The sequence below is a fragment of the Arthrobacter sp. YN genome (assembly GCF_002224285.1).
Taxonomy (GTDB): domain Bacteria; phylum Actinomycetota; class Actinomycetes; order Actinomycetales; family Micrococcaceae; genus Arthrobacter.
Genome location: NZ_CP022436.1, coordinates 1133180 through 1156724, shown reverse-complemented (window position 1 = coordinate 1156724; position 23545 = coordinate 1133180). Strand labels below are relative to the sequence as shown.

Sequence of the window (23545 nt, the reverse complement as noted above, 5' to 3'; positions counted from 1 at the left end):
TCAGCGACTAAGCAAACTGGGGAACTGAGGCCAGTGCGGCACTCAACTCGCGCACCGCCGTCGGGCCTCCAGCGACGAACCAGTTCAGTCCGTTGACCTTCACGACGGCGGTGTCCCCGCCTGCTGCGCGGACGATCGCTTTTCCGGGCAACCAGTCCCATTCCGGGCAGCTGTGCTGGAACCAGCAGCCTAGTTCGCCGTCGGCTACGCGGCCGAGGTCGCACGAACCCGAACCGAACATGCGCAGGGACGCCGCGGTGACCGCAGCGGCGTGCCAAGGCATTGCCGCGCGGGGATCCGCCAGCCAGGTGGGGTGAATATAGGTGGCAGCGCTGATCTCACCCACGGCACGGTCACCCGAGCCGGAGATCGGTTCGCCGTTCAACGTCGCGGAGTGTTCTTCCCCGCCGAGCCACAGCTTGTCCAGTTCGGGCTGGTAAATGGCGCCGAGCAGCACGTCCGGATCGGCAACGGGGTTGGTTCCATGGTCGGAGCCGTCCCGCTTGAGGGCGATCGCCGAGCACCAATAGGTGGATCCGTGCAGGAAGTTATAGGTGCCGTCCACGGGGTCGATCACCCAGGTCCGGCCGCTCGTTCCCGCCACGGACGCACCTTCTTCGCCAAGGATGCCATCCTCCGGCCGACAGCGCCGCAACTGTTCCAGGACGTAAGCCTCGGCTGCGTGATCGGCCGCAGTGACGACGTCGGACACCGAGGTCTTGCGTTCGCCCTGCAGGCCGCCCATCCGCATGAGCAGCGCCAACTGGCCTGCCTCACGGACCAGCGCGCTGGCCAGTTGGTAGTCATTCAGTGTTGGATCGAGTTCAGTTGCTGTGTGCCTGCCGGTGGTCATGGTTCCAGCTTAGGTGGCGGGATAATGAATGACATGGCCAAGACACCAGCCCAGCGCATCAAGAAGCACGGAGCAAAGGCAGTGGTTCCTGATCACACGCTGCCTCCCGTGATCAACACCACCACCCAGCGCACCCCGCAGAAGGCGCAGAGCAACTCCAAGCTCATCGTGATCGCGGGCGTGGTGGCCAGCTTGTTCCTGTTCTGGTACCTGCACCTGCTGACGTTGAACCAGATGACCCAGCTCTCAGGCGGCTTGGCTATGCCGGATTCATTGATCGGCGGATTCTCGCAGGAATACGTCAGCCAGCTCCGCGGGGCCATGGACGAATCCGCGCGCGGCCAACTGAACTACGTGCATAAGACCGCAGGCACCCTGTTTCCACTGATCTTCGGCTTCAGCTGGCTCCTGCTCATAGGCACCAACGTTGCCCGGAAGTCATGGCGTTGGGCCATGTGGGCGGCTCCGATGCTGTTCGCCGTGGCTCATCTGTGGTCCAACGTCGCCATCGATTCGATGCTGGCTTCGGACGCGCCCGACGCCGGTTCGGTGGCTTTGGCCTCTTCGCTGACCGTTGCGTCGTGGGTACTGTTCCTGGTCAGCCTCGGGTGCGGCGTGCTGGCTGTTTTCCTGGGACGGAAGAGCGCAAAGCCCTCCTGACACCTGGTCCGGCCTGTTCGCTGGCATCGCGGTACGGTTCCGCACCACTACCCGTCAGGCGCACCACTCGTTCACCAGCGCCGCACCACCCTCAGCGTGAGCCCACGCGCAACCGTGCTGCTTTCCGTTCCGTGTGCACCCGTTGGGCGATGACCAAACCGGCGGCAGCCAGCCCAACGGTCACCGGATACCCCATGAACCGCTCCAAGAGCCCGGGCAAGGGCACCTCCATCCCAGTGAGCCCGCCGATAATCAGCGCACCGATACAAAGCAGGCCGCACACGCCAAGGAACCAACTCATCGGTGTCTGCCGGAACCACAGGATGCCCAACAGCAGCAGTGCGAATCCACCACCGATGAAGAACATCAGTGCACCCGCAAAATGCCAGGGCGAGCCGAGGTCTTCGGGCACCAGGCCAACAATGACGGTTCCGACGCCGGCCACTCCGGTGAGGACACGGACGGCCACAGCCAGAATCCACGGCACGGTCAGCACGCGGGCCGGAACGGCCCCAGCCCCAGATGGATTCGGATACCCAGAAGCAACGGACCGGAATCGGCGGGCCGCCACACCAGGCTTTGCCGCGACGCACAGAAGCCCCGCGGTCAGGAACAGCGCACCCAGCACCAGGGCCAGACCCTGCACCACGAACGAGGCATTCATCAGCACGTGCAACGGCGAGCACACGGCCCGGTCCTCGTACACACCGCAGGACACTGCTCCGAGGTCGCTGATATATCCGGTGGCCCGGCTGTAGGGCTCGGGACCCGCCCACGCCTGAATCACGGCGGCCTCGGCCACGAAGTACTGGACGACGCTCAACTGCGCCCACCCGCCGATGTTGGCCCGGATGTTACGGAGGTCGGGAAAGAACGATCCGGCCTGCGCCGGTGCAGTGGAAGGCCCTGTCATGCTCGCCAGCCTAGCGTTGTTCGGGCAGCGCCCCGGCAGCTTGTATGCTTGTAGTCGTGTCCGGGCCCCTGAGCTCCAGCAGTGGGATTCAGAGCCATGGACATACAGGCCCTCGTAGCTCAGTGGATAGAGCACGGCTCTCCTAAAGCCGGTGTCGTTGGTTCGATTCCAATCGAGGGCACTTGAATCACCAGCAACCCACCCAGGACTTGCAGGCCTACCTGGCCGGCAGCTGGAGTGTGGAGCGAACCCTCCTGGACCGCGCCTCAGGCACCAACGGTACCTTTACCGGCGTCGTGCGCTATTCCTTGAATCCCGACGGCGGACTGGACTACCGCGAAGACGGAACCATGCACTGGCCTTCCCATTCCGGCCCGGCTTTCCGCGAGTACGTCCTCACACCAGGCGCCACAGCGGATTCAATGGACGTGTTCTTTCCCGACGGCAGGCCCTTCCACGCCATGAGCTTCTCCGAGCAGGGCCATCAGGACAAGCACTGGTGCGATCCCGACGATTACCGCGTCAACTACATCTACCGCGGTCCGGATTCGTTCAGCTTTACCTGGGATGTCCACGGACCGGCGAAGGATCTCCTGCTGGAATCGCACCTGGTCCGCATCGATGCCGGGAGGCAAGGGTGACCGCCACAGACCTGATCATTGTCAGCGCCGTCTGCGTCTACAACCAAGCTGGCCAGCTGTTGACCGTCCGGAAACGTGGCACCGACAAATTCATGCATCCTGGCGGCAAGCCGGAGCCCGGCGAGACGGCGGCTGTAGCAGCGTCGCGGGAACTGTATGAAGAAGTGGGCATCGAGGTAGCGCCGGACGTGCTCCAGCCGCTGGGCGTCTGGCTCGCGGTCGCTGCCAACGAAGCGGCGACGAACATCGAGGCCACCGTTTTCACGGCCCCTGGAACCTGGGAAGCGCACCCCTCAGCGGAGATTGCCGAGATCCGCTGGCTGGACCTCAACGGGCCTTTGCCCAGCGATCTGGCGCCTCTGCTGACGGATCACGTCATCCCGCTGCTCACGTAAAAAAGGGTTACAGCTCCGGGACAGCTTCCTGTGCCACCGCCGTGGCCTCAGCGAACTGCGTTTGGTACAGCTCGGCGTAGCGTCCGTCGGCGGCCAGCAGTTCGGTGTGCGTGCCGCGCTCCACGATCCTGCCGTCCTCCACCACCAGAATGGCGTCGGCCGCACGGATGGTGGACAGCCGGTGCGCAATTACGACGGCGGTACGCCCCTCAAGTGCCTCACCCAGGGCCGCCTGGACTGCGGCTTCGTTGGTGGAGTCCAGCGCTGCTGTGGCCTCATCGAGAATGACCACGCGGGGCTGCTTGATGAGCAGGCGGGCGATGGTGAGCCGTTGGCGTTCGCCGCCGGAAAGACGGTAGCCGCGCTCCCCCACCACGGTTTCGAGGCCATCGGGCAGGGACCGGATCATCGGCTCCAGTCGTGCCCGCCGGAGCACATCCCACATGTCATCTTCGGTGGCATCCGGCCGGGCGAGGCGCAGGTTGGAGGCGATGGTTTCGTGGAAGAGGTGGCCGTCCTGGGTCACCATGCCCATGGTGTCCCGCAGGGAATCGAAACTGAGATCGCGAACGTCCACACCGGCTCCTGGCACTTGTCCACCAAGGCGCACCGCGCCGGAGTCGACGTCGTACAAGCGTGAGAGCAGTTGGGCCACGGTGGACTTGCCGGCGCCGGAGGAACCCACCAGGGCTACGGTCTGTCCAGGTTCAACCCGGAAGCTGACCCCGTGCAGGACTTCCTCTCCGCCACGGGTATCCAGGGTGGCAACGTCCTCCAGGGAAGCCAGCGACACCTTTTCGGCGGAGGGGTAGGAGAACCGGACGTCGTCGAATTCCACGGCCACGGGGCCCGCGGGCACGGAAACTGCGTCAGGCTTCTGCGTGATCAGCGGCTTCAGGTCAAGGATTTCAAAGACCCGCTCGAAACTCACCAAGGCGCTCATGATTTCCACACGGGCGTTGGACAGAGCTGTCAGTGGGGCGTAAAGCCGGGTGAGAAGGAGAGCCAGGACCACAACATCGCCCGGGGCAAGCTGCCCGCCAAGCGCCAGCCAACCGCCCAGGCCATAGACCAGGGCCAAGGCGAGCGCCGACACCAGCGTCAGGGCCGTGACGAACGTGAACTGCAGCATGGCAGTCCGGATTCCGATGTCCCGGACCCGGCCTGCCCGCTCAGCGAATTCACGGGATTCCTCGTCCGGGCGGCCAAACAGCTTCACCAACGTGGCGCCCGGGGCAGAGAACCTTTCGGTCATTTGGGTGCCCATGGCGGCATTGTGCGCGGCAGCTTCACGGCGGAGGTCGGCCAGTTTGGAGCCCATGCGCCGGGCCGGGATCAGGAAGATCGGCAGCAACACCATGGCCAGCACAGTGACCAGCCAGGAGGTGTTCAACATGACCACCAGGGTCAGGACCAAAGCCACCACGTTGCTGACGACGCCGGACAGCGTGCCGGCGAAGGCGGACTGCGCCCCGATGACATCGTTGTTCAGGCGGCTGACCAAGGCACCGGTCCGCGTCCGGGTGAAGAATGCGATGGGCATGCGCTGCACGTGGTCGAACACGCGGGTGCGGAGGTCCACAATGACGCCCTCGCCAATGATGGAGGAAAGCCAGCGGGTCACCAGCCCCACACCGGCCTCGCCCACGGCGACGATGGCGATCAGGACCGCAAGCCAAATGACCGTTCCCACCCCGGCGTTGGCGATGATGGCATCAACCACCTGGCCTGCCAGCACGGGCGTGGCGACAGCCAGGAACGCACCTGCGATGGAAGCGATCACGAAGGCAATGAGCTTGCCCTTGTGCGGGGCGGCAAAGGCCATGACCCGCTTCAGGGTTTCCTTGGAGAACGGCTTGGATCCGCTCTTGGCAGTGGTGATGTTGTACAGCGAGCTCCAGGCCACGCGGTCCATGCTCATGGTTGCTTCTCCTGGCTGGGGGTGTGGTGCAGTTCCTGGACCTGACCGTTGTCAAGGTGCCAGCGTGAATCGAGCCGCACGTTTTCCAGCAGCCGGCGATCGTGGGTCACCAGCAGGAGTGCGCCTTCGTAGCTTTCCAGCGCCTCTTCGAGTTGCTCGATCGCCGGGAGGTCCAAGTGGTTGGTGGGCTCGTCCAGCACCAGCAGGTTCACGCCGCGGGCCTGCAGCAACGCAAGGGCCGCACGTGTCCGCTCCCCTGGGGACAACGAATCAACTGTGCGCGAGGTGTGGTCGGCCTTCAGCCCGAACTTGGCCAGGAGCGTCCGGACATCGGCGCTGTTCCAGTCCACCAGCACGGCTTCGACGGCGTCGCCAAGCGGCTGCCCGCCGTCGAGCAGTCCACGTGCCTGGTCAATTTCGCCGACGGCGACGGAGGCACCCATGGAGGCATCGCCGTCGTCCGGTTCCTGCGTTCCAAGCAACAGGCGCAGCAGTGTCGATTTACCGGCGCCGTTGGGGCCTGTGATGCCGATGCGTTCGCCGCCGTTGAGTTGGAGGTTCACCGGTCCCAGCGTGAAGTCGCCTTGGCGCGCGACGACGTCACGCAAGGTGGCGACGACGGCACTTGAGCGGGGTGCCTGGCCGATGCTGAACTGCAGCTGCCACTCCTTGCGTGGTTCCTCCACTTCGGTCAGGCGGGCAATGCGCGACTCCATCTGGCGGACTTTCTGGGCTTGCTTCTCGGACGACTCGCTGCTCGCGGCGCGACGGATTTTGTCATTGTCCGGGTTTTTCTTCATGGCGTTGCGGACACCCTGGGAGCTCCACTCCCGCTGGGTGCGTGCGCGGGAAACGAGGTCTGCTTTGGTGTTGGCGAACTCGTCGTAGCGTTCACGGGCGTGGCGCTTGGCCACGGCGCGCTCTTCGAGGAACGCCTCGTAGCCACCGTCATACACGGCCACGGAGTTCTGGGCCAGATCCAGCTCCACCACGGTGGTGACGCAGCGGGCCAGGAATTCGCGGTCGTGGGATACCAGGACAACACCGCCACGAAGGCCCTGGACAAAAGCTTCGAGGCGGGCCAGACCGTCAAGGTCAAGATCGTTGGTGGGTTCGTCAAGGAGGACAACGTCGAAGCGGCTGAGCAGCAGTGCGGCCAAAGCCACGCGTGCTGCCTGCCCACCGGAGAGCCCTGTCATGAGCGCGTCGGCGCCCAGTTCCAGACCGAGATCGGACAGCACAGCCGGAATACGGTCCTCAAGGTCCGCCGCCCCGGAGGCCATCCAGCGGTCGAAGGCCAGGGAGTAGGCGTCATCTGCTCCGGGAGCCCCTGACCCGAGGGCCTCGGCGGTGGTTTCCATCTCCACGGTGGCCTGGGCACACCCCGTCCGGCGCGCAATGTACGCCGCGATGGTCTCCCCCGCGGTGCGTTCGTGTTCCTGGGGCAACCAGCCCACAAATGCGTCCGACGGCGCCAGGCTGACGCTGCCCGCTTGCGACTGGTCCACACCGGCAAGGATGCGAAGCAGCGTGGACTTCCCGGCGCCGTTCGCGCCCACGACGCCCACAACATCGCCGGGCGCAACGGTCAGGGAGAGGTCGGAAAAAAGGGTGCGATGGCCGTGGCCACCGGCAAGATCCTTGGCCACCAAGGTTGCTGTCATGTGTCTATCCTCCAGCAGGGAAACGCAGAAACTCAGGCCGCGATTCCCGCAGGCATGGAAAAACCCGTTGGTCCGGACTTGGGGGGTGTACGGACCAACGGGTTCAAGCATCAAGCATAATTCAATGTGGCGTCGGCGTAAAATCGTTTCGTACTCCCACTTACGGCTTTCTCATGTCCTGCCCCGCGACCCGTCCCGGAAAGTTCCCCATGCCCTTACCATCCAAGGCGTTCCAGCGCTGGCTTCACGGCGTCGCGCCCGATGCCAGCACGGCTGATGTCTGCAGGATCGCCGGCATCAAACGGACAACGCTGGCCCAGCAACTGGTCCGTGGAAAGGTTGCCGAGTCCACGCTGGTGAGCATCAGCCGCGGATTCCAAGTGGATCCGGTGCAGGCCCTGTCCACGTTCGACCTTTACGCCGATCTCAGGGGTGGCCCGGTGCCGCCGACGCCCTGCGAACTTGTCAGCCAGGTGGCCACGATCGATCTGCTGCGGGCAGTGGTGGAACGCAGTGAGCCAAGCCAGGCCCGCGCGGCCCTGCTTTCTGAACCTCCGCACCCGACGTCGGTGCGGAACTGGGTAGACGCGATCGACGACGGCGAGTTGCGGCACCGGGTCAGCGAAGCTACCGGGATTGCGCCGCAGAACTTCTCGGCCCATCTGACGGCCAACAGGCTGCCGCCGGAACTGGCCATCGCCACTTCCCGGGCTGCCGGCGTCGGACCTGCCGGAGGACTGGTGGCTGGCGGGCTGATCACTGAGGCCGAGGCCGGGTGGCCACCGTATGCCCGCCGGGAAGCCCTGGACCGAATGACCCAAAGCTCGCTGGTTACCCTGGCCGGCGAACGGCTCCTGGCGCTGGGCAAGACCTTGAAGCGCCAGGAACAAGACCACGAACGTACCGAACGAATTTGGGAGAACCTCGGATGACGGCTGTCCTGCCTTGGGTGACGCTGGTTGTATGCCTGGCCGTCACGGTTGCACGCATCCCCAGCGCATTGCGGGGCGAGAACCGTGTGGTGTTCTACATCTTCTCCCTGATCTCGTTGAGCATTTTCATCAGCATCGAAGCGCCTTACCTGGTCCTTGACGGCTGGCTTGGCGGAATCAACGTCGGCAACCTGATCCTGCGCTTCCTCCTGTATGCCACGTTCTTCCTCATGGGCATCAAGATCGCCACCGCGTTCGGTTCGCCGTCTGCCGTGCGTGCCATCCGGGGTCCCGTTGGTCTTTCTGTCGGGGCCATCGTGGCAGTCCTTACCGTCTACTTTTTCGTCATCACGGATACGCGAGGGTCCTCAGCGGGCATGAGCGGACTGACGTGGGGGCCGTCCCTTGAAGCCTATGCGTTCATGGGGCGCTTCTACCCGGGCTTCGTTGCGGCCTGCCTGGTGCCCGCGATCTGGCGGACAGTGGTGAGCGCAGCCCCTGTGCTGCTCCGGGTTGCTTCGGCGTTGCTGCTCCTGGGACTGAGCTTGCTCCTGCTGTCCCAATTTTTCCCGTTGATCCCCTTTTCGGAGGCGTGGTTGAGGGTGCTCATCAACTACTCGGCAGCCATGTCCACGTGCATTGGCCTGGCCGGAATCTGGTTCTCCAAGGCCTATTCACGAAGAAAACAACGTCTCGCAGCGTAAGACTTTCACAAAAGCATTAGATCGTGGCACAATCATGAATGTGTGAACACGGTTGCAGCCTGACACCGGAATCAGAGAACGGGTTTCCGGTGGATGTGGCGCCCTTGCGATCACAATTGGGGGGATGAGTGGTGGCGGGCTGTTGGGGACCGCCCCCACTCAGCCTTTTTAACGCCCCTGTTGCGGGCATCAGCGGTCCCACACCCAGCGAGGCTCCTTACGATGGCTAAGATGGCTCCATGAACAGCCTTCGCACCCGCCGCTCAGTCATTGCCGCCACTCTGGCCTCGGCCGCCCTTGTGCTTACAGCGTGCGGTGGGGGTTCGACTCCCGCCCAGTCAGGCGGAGACACCTCCCTTTCGGACGTCAAGTCCAAGGGTGAGTTGGTCATCGCCACCGAGGGCACGTACCGTCCCTTCAGCTTCCACGCAGAAGGCGCCGGGGACCTCACAGGTTTCGATGTCGAGATCGCCCAGGCTGTGGCCGGAAAGCTCGGCGTGAAGGCAACGTTCCAGGAAACGCAGTTCGATGGCATCTTCGCCGGCCTGGACTCCAAGCGTTTCGACACCATTGCCAACCAGATTTCCATCAATGACGAACGCAAGGCCAAGTACGAGTTCTCCACCCCGTACACCATCTCCACAGGCGTTGTAGTAACCAAGTCGGACAACACCGGCATCAACAGCTTCGCGGACCTCAAGGGCAAGACCACTGCCCAGTCGCTGACCAGCAACTTCTACAAGATGGCCGTGGAAGCCGGCGCCAATGTGCAGGCAGTGGAAGGGTGGGCACAGTCCGCCACGCTGGTCCAGCAGGGCCGCGTGGACGCGACGGTGAATGACAAATTGACCTACCTGGACTACGCCAAGAACACGCCGGACTCGGGCCTGAAGGTTGCTGCGGAGGCACCGGACAAGACGGAAAGCGCGTTCGTCTTCCGCAAGGGTTCAACGGAACTCACGGCGGCCGTGGATAAGGCCCTGGCCGACCTCCAGGCAGACGGAACCATGGCAAAGATCTCCGAAAAGTACTTCGGCGCGGACGTCACCAAATAGATGAACTGGGACCTCATCTGGAGTTCCTTCGGCCCGCTCATCACCGGCGCCGTCACGGGGACCATTCCGCTGACGCTCGCCTCTTTCGCCTTCGGCCTGGTGCTCGCCCTGGTGGTGGCCCTGATGAGGCTGAGTCCCAACTGGCTGCTGTCCGGAATCGGCCGGTTCTATGTCTCCGTCATCCGTGGCACGCCCCTGCTGGTACAGCTGTTCGTGATTTTCTTCGGCCTCCCCAGCATTGGCATCCGGCTTGATCCCTGGCCGAGTGCCATCATCGCCTTCTCGTTGAACGTGGGCGGTTACGCCGCCGAGATCATCCGGGCAGCCATCCTGTCCGTGCCCAAGGGCCAATGGGAAGCCGGCCACACCATCGGCATGTCCAGACCGCAGACACTGGTGCGCATCATCCTCCCCAGGCAGCCCGGGTATCCGTTCCCCCGTTGTCCAATACCTTCATATCGCTGGTGAAGGACACCTCGCTGGCGTCCTTGATCCTGGTGACCGAACTGTTCCGCAATGCCCAGCAGATCGCTGCTTTCAGCCAGGAGTTCATGGCCCTGTACCTGCAGGCAGCCTTGGTGTACTGGGTCATTTGCCTGGTCCTTTCCACCGCGCAGTCCGCTGTGGAGAGGAGATTGGACCGCTATGTCGCCCACTAACGAGTCACAGTCCGCGTCAGTCCTGAAGGCCCGGAACCTTGCCAAGGCGTTCGGCAGCAACGTGGTGTTGCGCGACATCGACGTCGATATCCGCCGCGGTCAGGTGGTGGCCCTGATCGGGCCATCGGGTTCCGGGAAGACCACCGTCCTGCGATCGCTTAACGGCCTTGAAATTCCCGACGGCGGCACGGTCACCTTCGGAGACAGCGACGGCGGCGGGGAACTCGCCATCGACTTCGGCGCGAAGGTTGGCAAGAAGGACCTGGCCGCCCTGCGTGACCGCAGCGCCATGGTCTTCCAGCACTACAACCTGTTCCCGCACATGACGGTCCTGAAGAACATCACCGAGGGCCCCATCCAGGTCCAGAAGAGGCCACGGGCCGAAGCCATCGCGGAGGCGGAACGGCTCTTGGAACGCGTGGGCCTGGCAGATAAACGCGACGCCTACCCCTTTGAACTCTCCGGCGGCCAGCAGCAACGCGTAGGCATCGTCAGGGCGCTGGCGCTCAAGCCCCAGCTGCTGCTGTTCGACGAACCCACCTCTGCGTTGGACCCCGAACTGGTGGGCGAAGTCCTGGGTGTCATCAAGGAACTCGCCGAGGAAGGCTGGACCATGGTGATCGTGACCCACGAGCTCGCCTTTGCCCAGCACGTGGCGGACGAGGTCATCTTCATGGACGGCGGTGTGGTGGTGGAACGGGGCCCTGCTGCCGAGGTCCTGCGTGCGCCCACGCAGGAACGGACCAAGCTTTTTGTGAAACGGCTCCAGCACGACGTCTAGGAGACTCAAGGAAAATGGGGGAAAAGACTTTGGATACAGCAGACGAACCGGGCCGCAGGAAGTCCCGGCGTGCCATCATCATCGCCGCAGTTGTTGCCGTCGCTGTTGTGGCTGGAGGGCTTGGCACGTGGTTTGCCCTCTCCCGCCCGGCAGGCGTTCAGCGTGCAGACGTGGTCCGCTTGGACAAGGAACGGGCAATACTGGACAACTCGATGAACCTCTACGACCCGCTGTTCAACCAGTTTTCACTCCGCTACTCAAGCGTCATGTCCGAGAACGCGGAGCAACAGGAAAAGGACCAGGTCCTCAACCGCGACGGTGAACGCTTGAAGCGCGAGTCGCGGACCAACGTGGACCGGCTGGAGCGGATGGGCTCCTCCGAGGCAGTGAAGGAACAGGACATCAGCGAGGCCTTCAACAGCTTCAAGGAGCACTACGGTGCTGTGATCTCCTACAACGACCAATTGGTGATCAACACGGCAAACATCACCCAGTCCGTCGGGGGTCCCTGTGCACCGTTGCACTCAACCTTGAACGTTGGCGCCGAGGCGTATTCCGAAGACTACGTCAAAGGGGCCGATGCCTGCCTCGCCGCTATCGCCACAGCCAAAGGCAACACTGATGCTGAAACAACCGAATTGCTGACCTCCGTGGAAGGCATCATCCGTGGACAACGGGATAAGCAGCAGGAAGTCCTGGACGCCAAGGACGAGTTTGAGCGGCTCGCCAAGCGCACTCTGGCAGGCCTGGCCATGCTGGACATCAATGATGCTTTGGCCAAGGCCGAAAACACGTATGAGAGCTCCGCGAAGGAGAAGTACAACCAGCTGGTCACCAACGCCAATGACTCCAACAAGGCGTTTGAAAGTGCTCTCAAGAAACGCACTGACCAGTTTGATGCTGCCGGCAAGGACGGGAACTAGGCCATGACGATTCAACCCGACCCCACGCAGCAGCCCGAACCCATGCCAGAACCCACTCCCAGCCAGCAGCCCGCCCCCAGGAAGCGCAGACTTGCACTGATCCTGATCTCCTGTGCTGTTGTCCTGTTGATCGTTGCGGTGGGGGCGGTGGTGGCCGTGACGCAATTCTCCGCGCAGCAACGCAAGGAAAACCTGCAGCTTCTGAAGGACGACAACCTCACTGCCTTGGTGGACGCACGGGGCAAGCTTCAACCCGCAGCCAATGCCTACCTCGCCGCGTATAAGAAAGCACGGAACGCCCCAGCCCCACAGGAGGAGGCGGAGAAGAACTCCGCGAAGGAACGGGACGGGTTCCAGCAGGCCGCGGACGCAGCCCGGGCAGCGATGGCGAAGGTAAAGTCCGGCCATGATTCCGGTGAGGACGGAATCGGTGTCGCCGTGGGACAACTCGAAGAGTCCTATCTGGGCTTCATTGACCACATGGAGGGCCTGGTGGAGTCATACCCGCAGTTTGAAGGTCTTTTCAGGGCGGACGGGGCGGGCTGCAACGGCCTGTTTGTCGGTTCCAAGGCCGCAACCCTTCGGGAACGCCAAACCTTGCTGGGTCAGGCCGCAGCCCCTTGCCGCGAAGCAGCCGGCCAGCTCAAACAATCCAAGAACGTGGCCTACGTCGAGTTTGCCCGTACCTTTGACAACCGGGTGTCGCAGCTCGAATCCAACGCTGAGATCACAGCCAAGTCTGAAGAGAACTACAACGAATTTGTGAAGCTCAAGGACCAAATGGTCCAGAAGACAGATGAAGCGACCGCGCGCAACGCCTCTGAGGAGGAATTGTTCAAGATTGCCGATGAGGCCAAGGCCCTCAACGCCCGGATCAGGACCAATAGGTCAGAGTTCGACTTTGCAGCCAAGCGGTACCTGTCAGGCGTCAAGGACATGCCTGTCCTGGTGGAGGAAGTCTTCACGAAGAAAATCGCGGCAGAAATCAAGAGCTACGACTCCGTGATCCCCCTGCGGGTCCAGATTCTGAAAGACGCAGTGGACGTCGAACTGGTCGAATAACCACCCCCGGCACCAACACAGAACGCCGACGGCTTTGCAGGAGTTCCCGTGCAAAGCCGTCGGCGTTCTGCTGTGTTCCTGGGTCAGCGTGTGAAGCGCAGGGTCACCAGTTGGAACGGCCTCAGCACCAGCTCCACCTCCGAGCGTTCCCCCACAGTCACTCCAGGCGCCTCTGCAACGCGTTCCAGCAGGTCGGTGGCAGTGGCACCCACTACCTCAAATCCGGGCCTTACCGTGGCAGACGAGCGCTCCCCCAACGATTCGTAGAGCCGGACGATCACGTCGCCCGATCCGTCCTCGGCCAGTTTCACGGCTTCCACCACAATGGCCGGGTTCGAGACCGAAACCAGTGGCTCTACGGAGTGCCCACCGGTCACGAACCGTGGCTGCAGGTTGGTGCGGTAGCCCTCTTCCACGGCATCGGCGATTTCAGCGCCGGGCCTGATGGAAACCTCCAAGGTGTGCTCTCCCCTGTCTGCTTCAGGGTCCGGGAACCGGGCCGAGCGCAGCAGCGAGGTGCGGACCGTCGTCGTGGTTCCGCCATCGGTGCGGACCGCCCTGGTGACGTCGTGTCCGTAGCTGGAGGAGTTGCTGACCGCCACCCCATAGCCTGGCTCGGCCACATGGATCCAGCGGTGCGCGCAAATTTCGAACTTTGCAGCTTCCCAGGACGTGTTGGTGTGGGTCGGGCGGAAGACGTGGCCGAACTGCGTCTCGGACGCCGAACGATCCGCCCTCACGTCCAGCGGGAACGCGATCTTCAGCATCTTTTCGCGTTCCTGCCAGTCCACCGTGGTGGCGATCCCCAGGGACTTGGCACCGGCGTCGAGCGTGATGCGCTGGGTGATGGTGGAGGCGCCCACCTTCCGTTGGACCACCACGACGGCGCCAACCGGCGTGCGCTGGAGGTCGATGGTGTCCGCTTGGGCCAGCTGGGTGACGTTCCGGCGATAGAACTCTTCGATGTCCCACGCGTCCCATTCGTTGGGGGTGTCCCGGAAGAGCTCCAGCAGGTTGCCGGACTGCCCGGGGGCTATCGCGTCGCGGCCGCCGGCATGGTCCACCAAGGAGGTCAGCAAGCCGTTCCCGTCCAGGACTGCACGAATGATGCCGTTATCCAGCACGAAGCCGTCGCCGGATTCCTCCACCTTGACACCGGCGCCGGGTCCATCGGCTTCGGCTATTGCCAGAGCCGGCACGCCGCTGCGCGTATGCGGGGCTGCGTTGAGCAGGTAGCTCGTGCTGCCAGTCCCCACCAGAGCCTGGGCGGCATGGCGGATGATGGCCTCAAGGTCACGGGAAATGGCCTCATAGTTGCGCTCGGCGTCCTGGTGGACCCAAGCGATGGAGCTGCCCGGCAGGATGTCGTGGAACTGCTGCAGGAGCACCAGCTGCCAGAGCCGCTTCAGCTCGGCCTGGGGATATGTGTAGTCCGCACCGAGACGGACGGCGGCGGTAGAGCACCACAATTCGGCCTCGCGCAGCAGATGTTCGCTGCGGCGGTTCCCAAGCTTGGTCTTGGCTTGGCTGGTGTAGGTTCCGCGGTGCATTTCCAGGTACATCTCGCCCACCCAGACCGGCAGGTTGGTGTACTCCGCCTCGGCCTTGGTGAAGAAGTCCTTGGCAGTGCCCATTCGGACCTTTGGCGAACCTTCAAGGTCTGCAGTGCGGTGCGCAGCGGCCACCATTTCGCGTGTAGGTCCGCCACCGCCGTCGCCGTAGCCGAACGGCACCAGGGACATGGTTCCGCGGCCGTGGTCGCGGTAATTGCGTTCCGCGTGAGCCAGTTCGCGGCCGTGCAGTTCAGCGTTGTACGTATCCACCGGCGGGAAATGCGTGAACAGCCGGGTTCCGTCAATGCCCTCCCAGGTGAAGGTGTGGTGGGGCATCCGGTTGACCTTGTTCCAGGAAATCTTCTGTGTCAGGAACCAACGGGAACCGGCCTCCTTCACGATCTGCGGGATGGCACCGGAGTAGCCGAAAGAGTCCGGCAGCCAGGCCTCCTGGCATTCGACGTCGAATTCCTTCAGGAAGAAGCTCTTGCCCTCCACAAACTGGCGGGCCATGGCCTCGCCACCGGGCATGTTGGTGTCCGATTCCACCCACATGCCGCCCACAGGAATGAACTGACCGGCTTTGACCTTCTCCCGGATCCGGACAAAGAGCTCAGGGAAGTACTCCTTGATCCACGCCATCTGCTGGGCCGAGGAGCAGGAGAACACAAAGTCAGGATCCTCGTCCATGAGTGCCACCACGTTGGAGAACGTCCGGGCACATTTACGGATGGTCTCGCGGACGGGCCACAACCATGCGGAGTCGATGTGGGCATGGCCCGTAGCCAGGAGCTGGTGGGCAGAGGCATAGGCGGGCCTGCCCAGCACTTCCTCCAGCGCTTCGCGACCGGCCACCGCAGTTCCGGCGACGTCGTCCGGGTCCATGATGTCCAGCATCCGTTCCAGCGCCCGCAGGATTTCATGGCGGCGGGGAAGTTCCATGGGAAGTTCATGCATGAGTCCGCTCAGCGTCCAGATGTCCTGGTTGAGTTCCCACACTGTCTCGTTCAGCTCCGCCATGGCGATGCGGCCCAGGCGGTACCGGGGCTCGTCGCCGGACGTAGCTTTGTCTCCCAGCGGAGTGGGAGCAAACGACCACCCTTGGGCAACGTCCGGGTTCGCTGCCGCTTCAACATAGAAATCCACGGAGTGTCCGCCGCCAAGCAGCTTGACTGGAACGTGATAGTTCCGGGGCGAGATCGCCTTGATGATGCTGCCGTCGGCGCGCCAGGCAGTGCCTTCGCACTGGAACCCGGGAACGTCGCTGTTGAAGCCGAGGTCCACAATGATTTCCACTGACGTGGATTCAGCCATGCCCCAGTCCTGCGGGACTTCACCCTGCAGGTGGAGCCACTTGGTGCTCCAGGCCTTTCCCCACGGGGCGCCGTGCTCCTGCGGGGTGAAGAGCTGACGCACGGCCTCTGCCGCCGGCACGGGCTCACCCGGAACATCCCAGCTGCTGAGCTGCAACGGTATGGCTCTGCCGTAAATGGCCGGAAGAATGCGTTCCCGAACGAATCGATCGAGGCGCTGTTCAGTGATCCGGCGGTCGTCGTGCAATTAATTCCCCTTTGGGCTTTAGCTGAATTTCACGCTTGGTACACGCACCAAGGGTGCAGGTACGGACGGCGATTATGGGTTCGCCGCGCTTCCAATCGATGGATAAAATCTACTTTGTTCCAGCCTAATAGCCAAGTGATTGACGGCTATCCCCTACGGACTGCGCGTCTGCTGGGACCGGTTCTGCCAGGATTCTGTCCCGCCCGGCGTAGACGTTGAGGCTGTGCCCACGGCTGAACCCTGCCAGCGTAATCCCCGTTTCTTCTGCCAGTTCGGCTGCGAGGCTTGAAGGTGCGCTGACCGCGGACAGTACGGGAATACCCGCCATGGCAGCCTTCTGTACCAGTTCAAAGGACGCCCTTCCGGAGACCTGGAGGACTGTCCCACTAAGCGGCAGCATGCCCGCCCGCAAAGCCCAGCCCACTACCTTGTCCACCGCGTTGTGCCTGCCAACATCTTCCCGCAGGCAGAGCAGCTCGGTGGTTCCGTCGTCGTGAATCCGGAAAAGTCCGGCAGCGTGCACACCGCCCGTTTTGTCGAAGACCGCTTGCGCCTCCCGGAGACGGTCCGGCAAGGCTGCGAGCGCCCGGACCGGGACTGTGACGTTGTCCTCGCGCGGACTGTGATGGGAGGACTTGCGGACAGCCTCGATGGAGTCCGTGCCGCAGATTCCACAGGAACTGGAGGTGTAGACGTTCCGGCCGGTATCGGGCCGCACCACGTCAGGCCGGAGTTGGGCGTCCACCACGTTGAAGGTCTGCACACCGTCTTCGTTCTCCCCCGCGCAGAATCGCTCGGAGATCAGTTGGGCGGGCTCCCAGATGATGCCTTCCGAGACGAGGAATCCCGCCACGAGGTCGAAGTCATCCCCGGGGGTCCGCATGGTCACGGAGAAAGACATCTCCCCCAAGCGGATCTCCAGGGGCTCCTCCACTGCCAGGACGTCTTCCTTATATCGGACAGGATGCTCCAGCGCTTGCGGGGAGCCGTCCAGGACAAACTTATGCACCTTGCGGCGCTGGGTCACGCGTCCCATATCAGGCTCCGTTCTCCCCATGCTTGACGAAGTGCACCGTCATGGCCTTGTAACCGGGGGTGTTGGATTCCCTGGCCACCAGTTCGCGGTGGACCAGGGCGTTGGCCTCCGGGAAGTACGCCGCGGCACAGCCCTTGGCCGTGGGGTATCCGATGAGCCGGAACTTGTTGGCACGCCGTTCCGTTCCCGCGAAGGTGGAGATGACATCCACCAGGTCCCGGTCCTCGAAGCCCAGTTCCTTCAGGTCATCCGGGTGGACCAGGATGACCCGCCGACCCTCCGAGACGCCGCGATACCGGTCATCCAAACCGTAGAACGTGGTGTTGTACTGGTCGTGGCTGCGGACGGTCTGGAGGATCAAGTGGCCCGGCGGTGCTTCAAGGTACTCAAGCGGCCGAACGGAGAAACGTCCCTTGCCGATATCCGTGGCGAAGGTCCGCGTGTCCCGGGGCGGGTTGGGCAGCACGAAGCCGTTCTTGGTCCGAACCCGGGCGTTGAAGTCCTCAAAGCCCGGAATGACCCTGGAGATGTGGTCCCGGATCACGTCGTAATCCTCGGCCATGGACCGCCAGTCCACGCTGTGGTCATCACCCAGGGTGGCCTGCGCCATCCGGGCTACGATCACCGGCTCACTCAGGAGGTGCTCAGAGACCGGCTCCAACCTCCCCTGCGTCTTGTGGATGACGGACATGGAGTCTTCCACGGACAGGAACTGCTTGCCCTTGGGGTGTTTGTCGTCGGTGTCCGTCCGGCCCAGGGTGGGCAGGATCAGGGAGGTCTTGCCGTGGACCACATGGGCACGGTTGGGTTTGGTGGAGATGTGGACCGTCAGCCCTGCCCTCTTCAACCCCTCCTCCAAGGCTGCCGTGTCCGAGCCGGCCGCAGCGAAGTTCCCACCCATGGAGACGAAAACATCCACTTCGCCCTTTTCCAGGGCATGTTGGGTCTCCACGGAGTCATAGCCGTGGTCGCGCGGCATGTGGAAGCCGAATTCCTTGTCCAACGCAGCAAGGAACGACTCCTTGGGTTTCTCCCAGATCCCCATGGTGCGGTCGCCCTGCACATTGGAGTGTCCACGGACGGGGCAGGCTCCGGCGCCACGCTTGCCGAAGTTCCCTTGGAGCAGCAGCAGGTTGATGATCTCCCGCAAGGTATCCACCGAGTGCGGCTGCTGGGTCAGTCCCAGGGCCCAACAGATGATGGTGGCCTTGGACGCGGCCATCATTTCCGCGGCCTTGGTAATCTCTGCACGCGTCAGCCCGGTTGCCCGCTCGGTCTCTTCCCAGTCCAGCACCGAACGTGCTTCCTTGTACGCGGCGAACCCTTCGGTCTGCGCCGCAATAAAGGAATGGTCGACGACGGTGCCTGGGTTGCGCTGCTCTTCCTCCAAGAGCAGGTGGCCCAGCGCCTGGAACAGCGCGAGGTCGCCACCGACCTTGATCTGCAGGAATTCGTCCGCGATGGTGGTGCCACCGCCAATGACGCCGTTGAGGGACTGCGGGTCCTTGAAGTTCAGCAGGCCGGCCTCGGGGAGCGGGTTGACGGCGACGATCTTCCCGCCGTTGTTCTTGCAATCCCGCAGTGCGGACAGCATCCTGGGATGGTTGGTTCCCGGGTTCTGGCCCACCACCAGGACCAGTTCGGCGTGGTGGATATCTTCCAGCGAGACCGTGCCCTTGCCGATTCCAATGGTGGGATTCAGTGCGCTGCCGGAGGATTCATGGCACATGTTGGAGCAGTCGGGCAGGTTGTTGGTGCCCAGGCTCCGGGCGAACAACTGATACATGAAGGCGGTCTCGTTGGCCGTCCGGCCGGAGGTGTAGAAAACGCATTTATCCGGCGTGGTGGCGTTGATGTGCTCGCCGATCAGGGCAAAGGCCTCGGTCCAGCTGATGGGCGAATAATGCGTGTCCCCGGGCTTGATGACCACGGGCTCGGACAATCTTCCCTGGCTCCCCAACCAGTATTCGGTCTTGTCTTCGAGGTCGGCCAGGGAGTGTTTCGCCCAGAATTCCGCGCCCACAGTGCGGGTGGTGCTCTCCTCGGCAATCGCCTTGGCGCCGTTCTCGCAGAACTCGGCGGGGCTGCGCCTGCCGGTGATGGATTCGGGCCAGGCACATCCCGGGCAATCGAAGCCGTCGTGCTGGTTGACCCTGAGCATGGAACGGACCGTGCGGGCTACTCCGGCCTGGGCGTAACCTCGTTCAAGGGCCACCGTGACAGCTTTGAGGCCGGCAGCGGCTTGTTTGGGCGGGTGGATTTGCAGGTCATCTTCATTGATGTCCTGTTCGGGAGCATGCCTGTTCATGAGTCCATCATTGCACTTTGTTAGCACCCTTACCTGGTTCGCTGCAGTGCTCCGGAGTCCAGCGCTCAAGCGTCCAGCGCGCTCCAGTCCACCGGGCCGGAGGGAGCCTTCTTTGCCTGCCGCGCCGGGGCCTTGCGGGGTTTGTCGTCCGCGGACTTTGGTTCGGGCAACGGTTTGCCCCACGGCAAGGCAAACGCCGGGACCAGCTCGCCCAACTGGATTCCGTGGGGTGGAACCACCATGATCCCGTCCGCGCCGGCCAAGCCCCGCATCATCCCAGGCCCCGTGTGCTGCGCCGGCGACGCCAGGCCATAGACCAGCTTGAACGGCATCAGGCGGGTCCGGCCGGGATCCGCGTCGATCATGGCGCCGCAAGGAACTTCGCCTACCCCGTCCAGCTGCCGACGACCCAAGGCAGCCAGCAACGGAGCACCCACCGTCATCAGGGCCATCATCGCGGCCAGTGGATTTCCCGGCAGGCCCAGCACAAAACGGCCATCGGGCAGTTCAGCCAGCACGGCAGGATGACCAGGGCGCATGGCAATGCCGTCGATCAACAGCCGGCCGCCAAGTTCAGCCACGGCCCGTCTGAAATGGTCAGTCCCCGAGCGACCGGTCCCGCCGGTAGTGATGACGACGTCCGCCGGGGGGTCAGCTTCTTGGTAAGGGTCGTCCGCTGTGAGGTCGTCCAGGGCCGGCTCGGTGTCCTGGAGGGCGGAAATCCACTCCTCGTAGTTGTCGCCCACCCTGAGCTGCTCTCCTGCAATGCCACCCAGTAGCTCCACCACAGCGCCCAGTTGCGGGCCGAATGTATCGCGCACCTGTCCGGGCATGGGAACCCCTTTTGCCACAACCTCGGAACCGGTCAGCAGAAACCTGACCAGCGGCTTGCCGAGGACCTCCAACTGGTCCAGGCCGGCCAGCGCAGCCAAAGCGATGTGGGCCGGATTGAGCACGGTGCCTGCTTTGATCAGGACTTCCCCCTCCGCCGCCTCTTCTGCGGCTTTGCGGATGTGCTGGCCGTTGCGGGGTTCTCCGGGTTTGGCGGTTCCGCCCAACGCAAGGACCGGAAGGCCGTCGTCGTCGGTGGTCATGACGCCGCTCTCGCTGCGAAGTACTGCCTTGGCACCCGGCGGAATCAGCCCACCGGTCACGATGGGACTTGCCTGGTGGGGGGCAAGCCTCTGGCCCGGTTCGCTGAGGATCCACGGACCGCTTCCGTTGACGGCCCAGCCGTCCATGGCTGAGGAAGCGTAGTGCGGCATATCCTGCACTGCCAGGGCATCGGCAGCGAGGGTACGGCCGAGGGCTGACCTGAGCGGCACAGGCCCCGGAGGGATGGGAGCGGCACAATCGAACGCGCGCTGCCGGGCGTCTTGCCAGGTGTGTGCCGCGTGATGGCCCTCTGCGGGGGCCTCCGTCATTCGGCGTCAGCCTCGGACTCCGAGTACTCCTTGGCAACTTTGCGGGCCAGTTCCAAGGCTGCGTTCATGGACGCATCATCGCTTGCCTGGCCGATGCCGCGGGCCATGCCTGCCGCGTAGCCGGCAATGAAGGTGGTCAAGGGCGCAGCGGGGCGCACCACTGAATGAGCGGCCGCTCCGGCAACGGCGAGCACTTCATTGACGTCCACTTCAACGCCTTCAAGCTCGAATGCCTGCAGCAGTGTGCGGCACCATTCCTCGAGCGTCTCTTCCTGGCTCTTCACGTCCGCCTCCAACTTGTAGTCAATGCCCAGGGCCGCAGCGTCCTCCCATGTATCCACGTCATCCGTGGAGCCTGCGGGGACGCCAACGTCCAGCAGGTTCAGCCTAGCAAGCAGGCGGAACACTGAAGAGTCCGTTAACCCGGAACCTTGGGAAGCTACGTCCACTTCGCGGCCCAGGGCTTCGGTGTTGTAGGCCCCCAGGAGCGGTTGTTTCCGTCCGTCCACGGAAACGGCCATGGCACCCTCCGCTTCAGGGTGCGCTGCCAGCGCTTCCCATAGATGGGAAACTCCGGAGGAAGCATGCGGCATGTCGCAGGCGAGAATCAAAGTCCACGGAGCGCCCCCGCCGCTGCCCTTCAGCGCAACCAACCCAGCAGCAATAGCAGCGGCCGGACCCGCAAATGCCGGTTCCTCCCGTGCCTGCAGCACCCCGTCCGGCAACGGCTCCCCGACCCATCCTGAAGCATCAGGACCTACCACCACCACAGCTGACGCACCCCGGGCCGCCTGCAGGGCACGCGACAGGAGCGTCTCGCCGTCGTATGTCAACGATGGCTTGGGCACGCCACCGAGGCGGGTGGCCCTGCCACCCGCCAGAATCACGGCATTGAACTCCATCCGCCCAGATTACCGGGGCGGCCGGAGTTCGGCAGAAATCGATCAGGCAGCGGATTCCGGCAACAGGAACGGGTCCCAGTCCGGCGCAGGTTTCTCGAGTTCTTTGATCTGCCACATGGTTCCCTGGGGCACCCCGGGCGTGAAACGGAGTTTCCAACCCATTTCAGCCAGCGTGTGGTCGCTCTTGGCGTTGTTGCATTTCAAACACGCCGCAACCAGGTTTTCCCAGGAATCCGCGCCGCCCCTGGATTTGGGGTGGACGTGGTCTATGGTGTGGGCTGTTTTCCCGCAGTAGGCGCAGCGATGGCCGTCGCGGCGAAGGACCCCTCGTCGGCTCACGGCGGTAATCCTGTTGTACCGGGGACGGATGTAGCGGTTGAGGAGGATCACGGAGGGGCGTCCGAGAATCTCCTGTGGCCCGACGACAGGCTCGTCGCCTTCGGCCACTACGCTAGCTTTCCCAGTCAACACAAGGACCAGCGCCCGGCGGAATGTTATTACCGCCAGCGGTTCATATCCAGCATTCAGAACGAGTGTGCGCATGCACGTACCTCTTCACGGCCGCACCCGTCAGGGGCACGAGGGCCGGCTGCCCTCTGCTTGTACGGGCTGTGGATCGACAAGATAAGGGTAAGCACTCAAATGCCGTATCAACGAATTTTTGCGTCGTTTCCCGTGCAGTGTCGTCAAGAGTTCATGCGAGGTTAAGGGCTCTGGAGCCGAATCCGTTCTTTAAAAGCAGAACACCCCGCCGGCCGGAGCCTGCGGGGTGTTGCTGCCAAAAACTAAAAGCTGGATCAGCCGTTGACGCGGATGAAAACCGGGCCTGAGCCGACGTTGACGCTGAACAGTGCCGTGGTGGATCCGTTCCATCCACCGTGGACTGCCTGGCCGTTGCCGACGTATACAGCGATGTGGGCCTGTCCGGCCAGACCGCCGTTGGCGTAGTAGGCGAGGTCGCCGGGCTTCGCTTCCGCTGCGCTGACCGTGCGCCCGAGGGAGAGGTAGCCGGCCGGCCAGTCGTGGAAGTTGATGCCAACTGCTGCCAGGGAGTTGGTTACCAGCATGGTGCAGTCCTGGGTGACGCCGAGCTGTGCGTAGGCGGCAGCGGCGATTGCAGCACCAAGGCCACTGGCAGCGGCCGGAGCCTTGGCCTCAGGAGCCGCGGTGTTGACGGCCAGCGTGGCGTTGCCTGCAGTTGCCGTGTTCTCTGCTGCCTTCTTGGTTTCTGCCTTCGCAGGAGCCTTCTTCTCTACAGGAGCAGGAGCCTGCACCGTGGTGACCACGGGGCGCTCGTAGGAGATGGCAACGGTGGAATCCGCAGCGATGGTGGCCTGGACTACCGACTGGACGTCAAGGGTGGACGTCGAGGTGGACTCACGGTCCACGGTGGTGTCGGCCGCGTTGGCAGCAACACTGCCGGTCAGAACCAGGCCTGAAGCTGCGGCAATAACAGCCGCCTGGCGGCCTACGCCGCCGGCGTTTTCACTGACGGCCTTGGCGATCACGGCAAGCGAGCTGGTCTTGGGGGCCTCAGCGCGATGCCGTGCAACCTTGGATGCACTGGTCATGGTTTTCTCTTTTCGTATCCGCGTGTAG

20 protein-coding genes, 1 tRNA gene and 1 pseudogene are annotated in these 23545 nt (G+C 63.4%); 11 read left to right on the top strand and 11 right to left on the bottom strand.

What is annotated here, in order from left to right; genetic code table 11:
• Positions 1–7: 7 nt before the first annotated feature.
• Positions 8–853 (bottom strand): inositol monophosphatase family protein, encoded by an 846-nt coding sequence (locus CGK93_RS05375; RefSeq protein ID WP_089593930.1) that lies wholly within the window; start codon positions 851–853, stop codon positions 8–10.
• A 33-nt stretch (positions 854–886) separates the two neighbouring features.
• On the opposite strand from CGK93_RS05375, the gene CGK93_RS05370 reads away from it, so the two are divergent.
• Entirely contained in the window at positions 887–1513 is a 627-nt protein-coding gene (locus tag CGK93_RS05370; RefSeq protein WP_089593929.1) for a hypothetical protein, read from the top strand.
• 91 nt (positions 1514–1604) lie between these two features.
• On the opposite strand, the gene CGK93_RS05365 is transcribed toward CGK93_RS05370, so the two are convergent.
• Positions 1605–2426 carry a DUF998 domain-containing protein gene (locus tag CGK93_RS05365; protein WP_089593928.1) on the bottom strand — a complete coding sequence of 274 codons (822 nt, stop codon included), beginning with the start codon at positions 2424–2426 and terminating at the stop codon, positions 1605–1607.
• 108 nt (positions 2427–2534) lie between these two features.
• On the opposite strand from CGK93_RS05365, the gene CGK93_RS05360 reads away from it, so the two are divergent.
• The 3 genes from CGK93_RS05360 to CGK93_RS05350 all read left to right on the top strand — a co-directional run bounded on the left by CGK93_RS05360 (position 2535) and on the right by CGK93_RS05350 (position 3462).
• Positions 2535–2607 (top strand) — tRNA-Arg (locus tag CGK93_RS05360).
• Position 2608: 1 nt separating this feature from the next.
• Entirely contained in the window at positions 2609–3067 is a 459-nt protein-coding gene (locus CGK93_RS05355; protein ID WP_089593927.1) for a DUF6314 family protein, read from the top strand.
• The gene (locus CGK93_RS05350; protein WP_089593926.1) at positions 3064–3462 is read left to right on the top strand and encodes an NUDIX hydrolase; all 399 of its coding nucleotides are present in this window, start codon (positions 3064–3066) and stop codon (positions 3460–3462) included. The genes CGK93_RS05355 and CGK93_RS05350 overlap by 4 nt, the downstream gene beginning before the upstream one ends.
• A gap of 7 nt (positions 3463–3469) precedes the next feature.
• On the opposite strand, the gene CGK93_RS05345 is transcribed toward CGK93_RS05350, so the two are convergent.
• Complete coding sequence (locus CGK93_RS05345; protein ID WP_089593925.1) at positions 3470–5383, bottom strand: ABC transporter ATP-binding protein; 1914 nt, start codon at positions 5381–5383, stop codon at positions 3470–3472.
• Positions 5380–7047: an ABC-F family ATP-binding cassette domain-containing protein gene (locus CGK93_RS05340; RefSeq protein WP_089593924.1), complete on the bottom strand. Its 1668-nt coding sequence runs from the start codon at positions 7045–7047 to the stop codon at positions 5380–5382. The genes CGK93_RS05345 and CGK93_RS05340 overlap by 4 nt, the downstream gene beginning before the upstream one ends.
• A gap of 209 nt (positions 7048–7256) precedes the next feature.
• Here CGK93_RS05340 and CGK93_RS05335 point away from each other — a divergent pair, with 209 nt between their 5' ends.
• The 7 genes and pseudogenes from CGK93_RS05335 (at position 7257) to CGK93_RS05305 (ending at position 13163) form a co-directional block, all read left to right on the top strand.
• Positions 7257–7979 carry a hypothetical protein gene (locus tag CGK93_RS05335; protein WP_089593923.1) on the top strand — a complete coding sequence of 241 codons (723 nt, stop codon included), beginning with the start codon at positions 7257–7259 and terminating at the stop codon, positions 7977–7979.
• Positions 7976–8683 (top strand): hypothetical protein, encoded by a 708-nt coding sequence (locus CGK93_RS05330; protein ID WP_089593922.1) that lies wholly within the window; start codon positions 7976–7978, stop codon positions 8681–8683. The genes CGK93_RS05335 and CGK93_RS05330 overlap by 4 nt, the downstream gene beginning before the upstream one ends.
• A gap of 239 nt (positions 8684–8922) precedes the next feature.
• The gene (locus tag CGK93_RS05325; RefSeq protein WP_089593921.1) at positions 8923–9738 is read left to right on the top strand and encodes an amino acid ABC transporter substrate-binding protein; all 816 of its coding nucleotides are present in this window, start codon (positions 8923–8925) and stop codon (positions 9736–9738) included.
• A pseudogene (locus CGK93_RS05320) lies at positions 9739–10397 on the top strand (amino acid ABC transporter permease). It begins immediately after the preceding gene.
• On the top strand, positions 10384–11178 hold the full coding sequence (locus CGK93_RS05315; protein ID WP_089593920.1) for an amino acid ABC transporter ATP-binding protein: 795 nt from the start codon (positions 10384–10386) through the stop codon (positions 11176–11178). The pseudogene CGK93_RS05320 and the gene CGK93_RS05315 overlap by 14 nt, the downstream one beginning before the upstream one ends.
• A 14-nt stretch (positions 11179–11192) precedes the next feature.
• Complete coding sequence (locus tag CGK93_RS05310) at positions 11193–12101, top strand: hypothetical protein (RefSeq protein ID WP_089593919.1); 909 nt, start codon at positions 11193–11195, stop codon at positions 12099–12101.
• A 3-nt stretch (positions 12102–12104) separates the two neighbouring features.
• Complete coding sequence (locus CGK93_RS05305) at positions 12105–13163, top strand: hypothetical protein (RefSeq protein ID WP_232481549.1); 1059 nt, start codon at positions 12105–12107, stop codon at positions 13161–13163.
• Positions 13164–13246: 83 nt separating this feature from the next.
• Here the strand turns inward: CGK93_RS05305 and CGK93_RS05300 are convergent, their stop codons facing one another.
• From CGK93_RS05300 to CGK93_RS05270, 7 genes are all read right to left on the bottom strand, one after another.
• Complete coding sequence (locus CGK93_RS05300) at positions 13247–16276, bottom strand: alpha-mannosidase (protein ID WP_089593918.1); 3030 nt, start codon at positions 16274–16276, stop codon at positions 13247–13249.
• Between the two features lie 124 nt (positions 16277–16400).
• Complete coding sequence (fdhD, locus tag CGK93_RS05295) at positions 16401–17312, bottom strand: formate dehydrogenase accessory sulfurtransferase FdhD (protein ID WP_089593917.1); 912 nt, start codon at positions 17310–17312, stop codon at positions 16401–16403.
• 1 nt (position 17313) lies between these two features.
• Positions 17314–19620, bottom strand: coding sequence for an FdhF/YdeP family oxidoreductase (locus CGK93_RS05290; RefSeq protein WP_089593916.1), 2307 nt, complete (start codon positions 19618–19620; stop codon positions 17314–17316).
• A 65-nt stretch (positions 19621–19685) separates the two neighbouring features.
• Complete coding sequence (locus CGK93_RS05285; RefSeq protein WP_089593915.1) at positions 19686–21044, bottom strand: molybdopterin molybdotransferase MoeA; 1359 nt, start codon at positions 21042–21044, stop codon at positions 19686–19688.
• Positions 21041–21946, bottom strand: coding sequence for an NTP transferase domain-containing protein (locus CGK93_RS05280; RefSeq protein ID WP_089593914.1), 906 nt, complete (start codon positions 21944–21946; stop codon positions 21041–21043). The genes CGK93_RS05285 and CGK93_RS05280 overlap by 4 nt, the downstream gene beginning before the upstream one ends.
• A gap of 42 nt (positions 21947–21988) precedes the next feature.
• On the bottom strand, positions 21989–22489 hold the full coding sequence (locus CGK93_RS05275; RefSeq protein ID WP_024819811.1) for an HNH endonuclease: 501 nt from the start codon (positions 22487–22489) through the stop codon (positions 21989–21991).
• Positions 22490–22743: 254 nt separating this feature from the next.
• The gene (locus tag CGK93_RS05270) at positions 22744–23517 is read right to left on the bottom strand and encodes an NlpC/P60 family protein (RefSeq protein ID WP_089593913.1); all 774 of its coding nucleotides are present in this window, start codon (positions 23515–23517) and stop codon (positions 22744–22746) included.
• Positions 23518–23545: the final 28 nt, after the last annotated feature.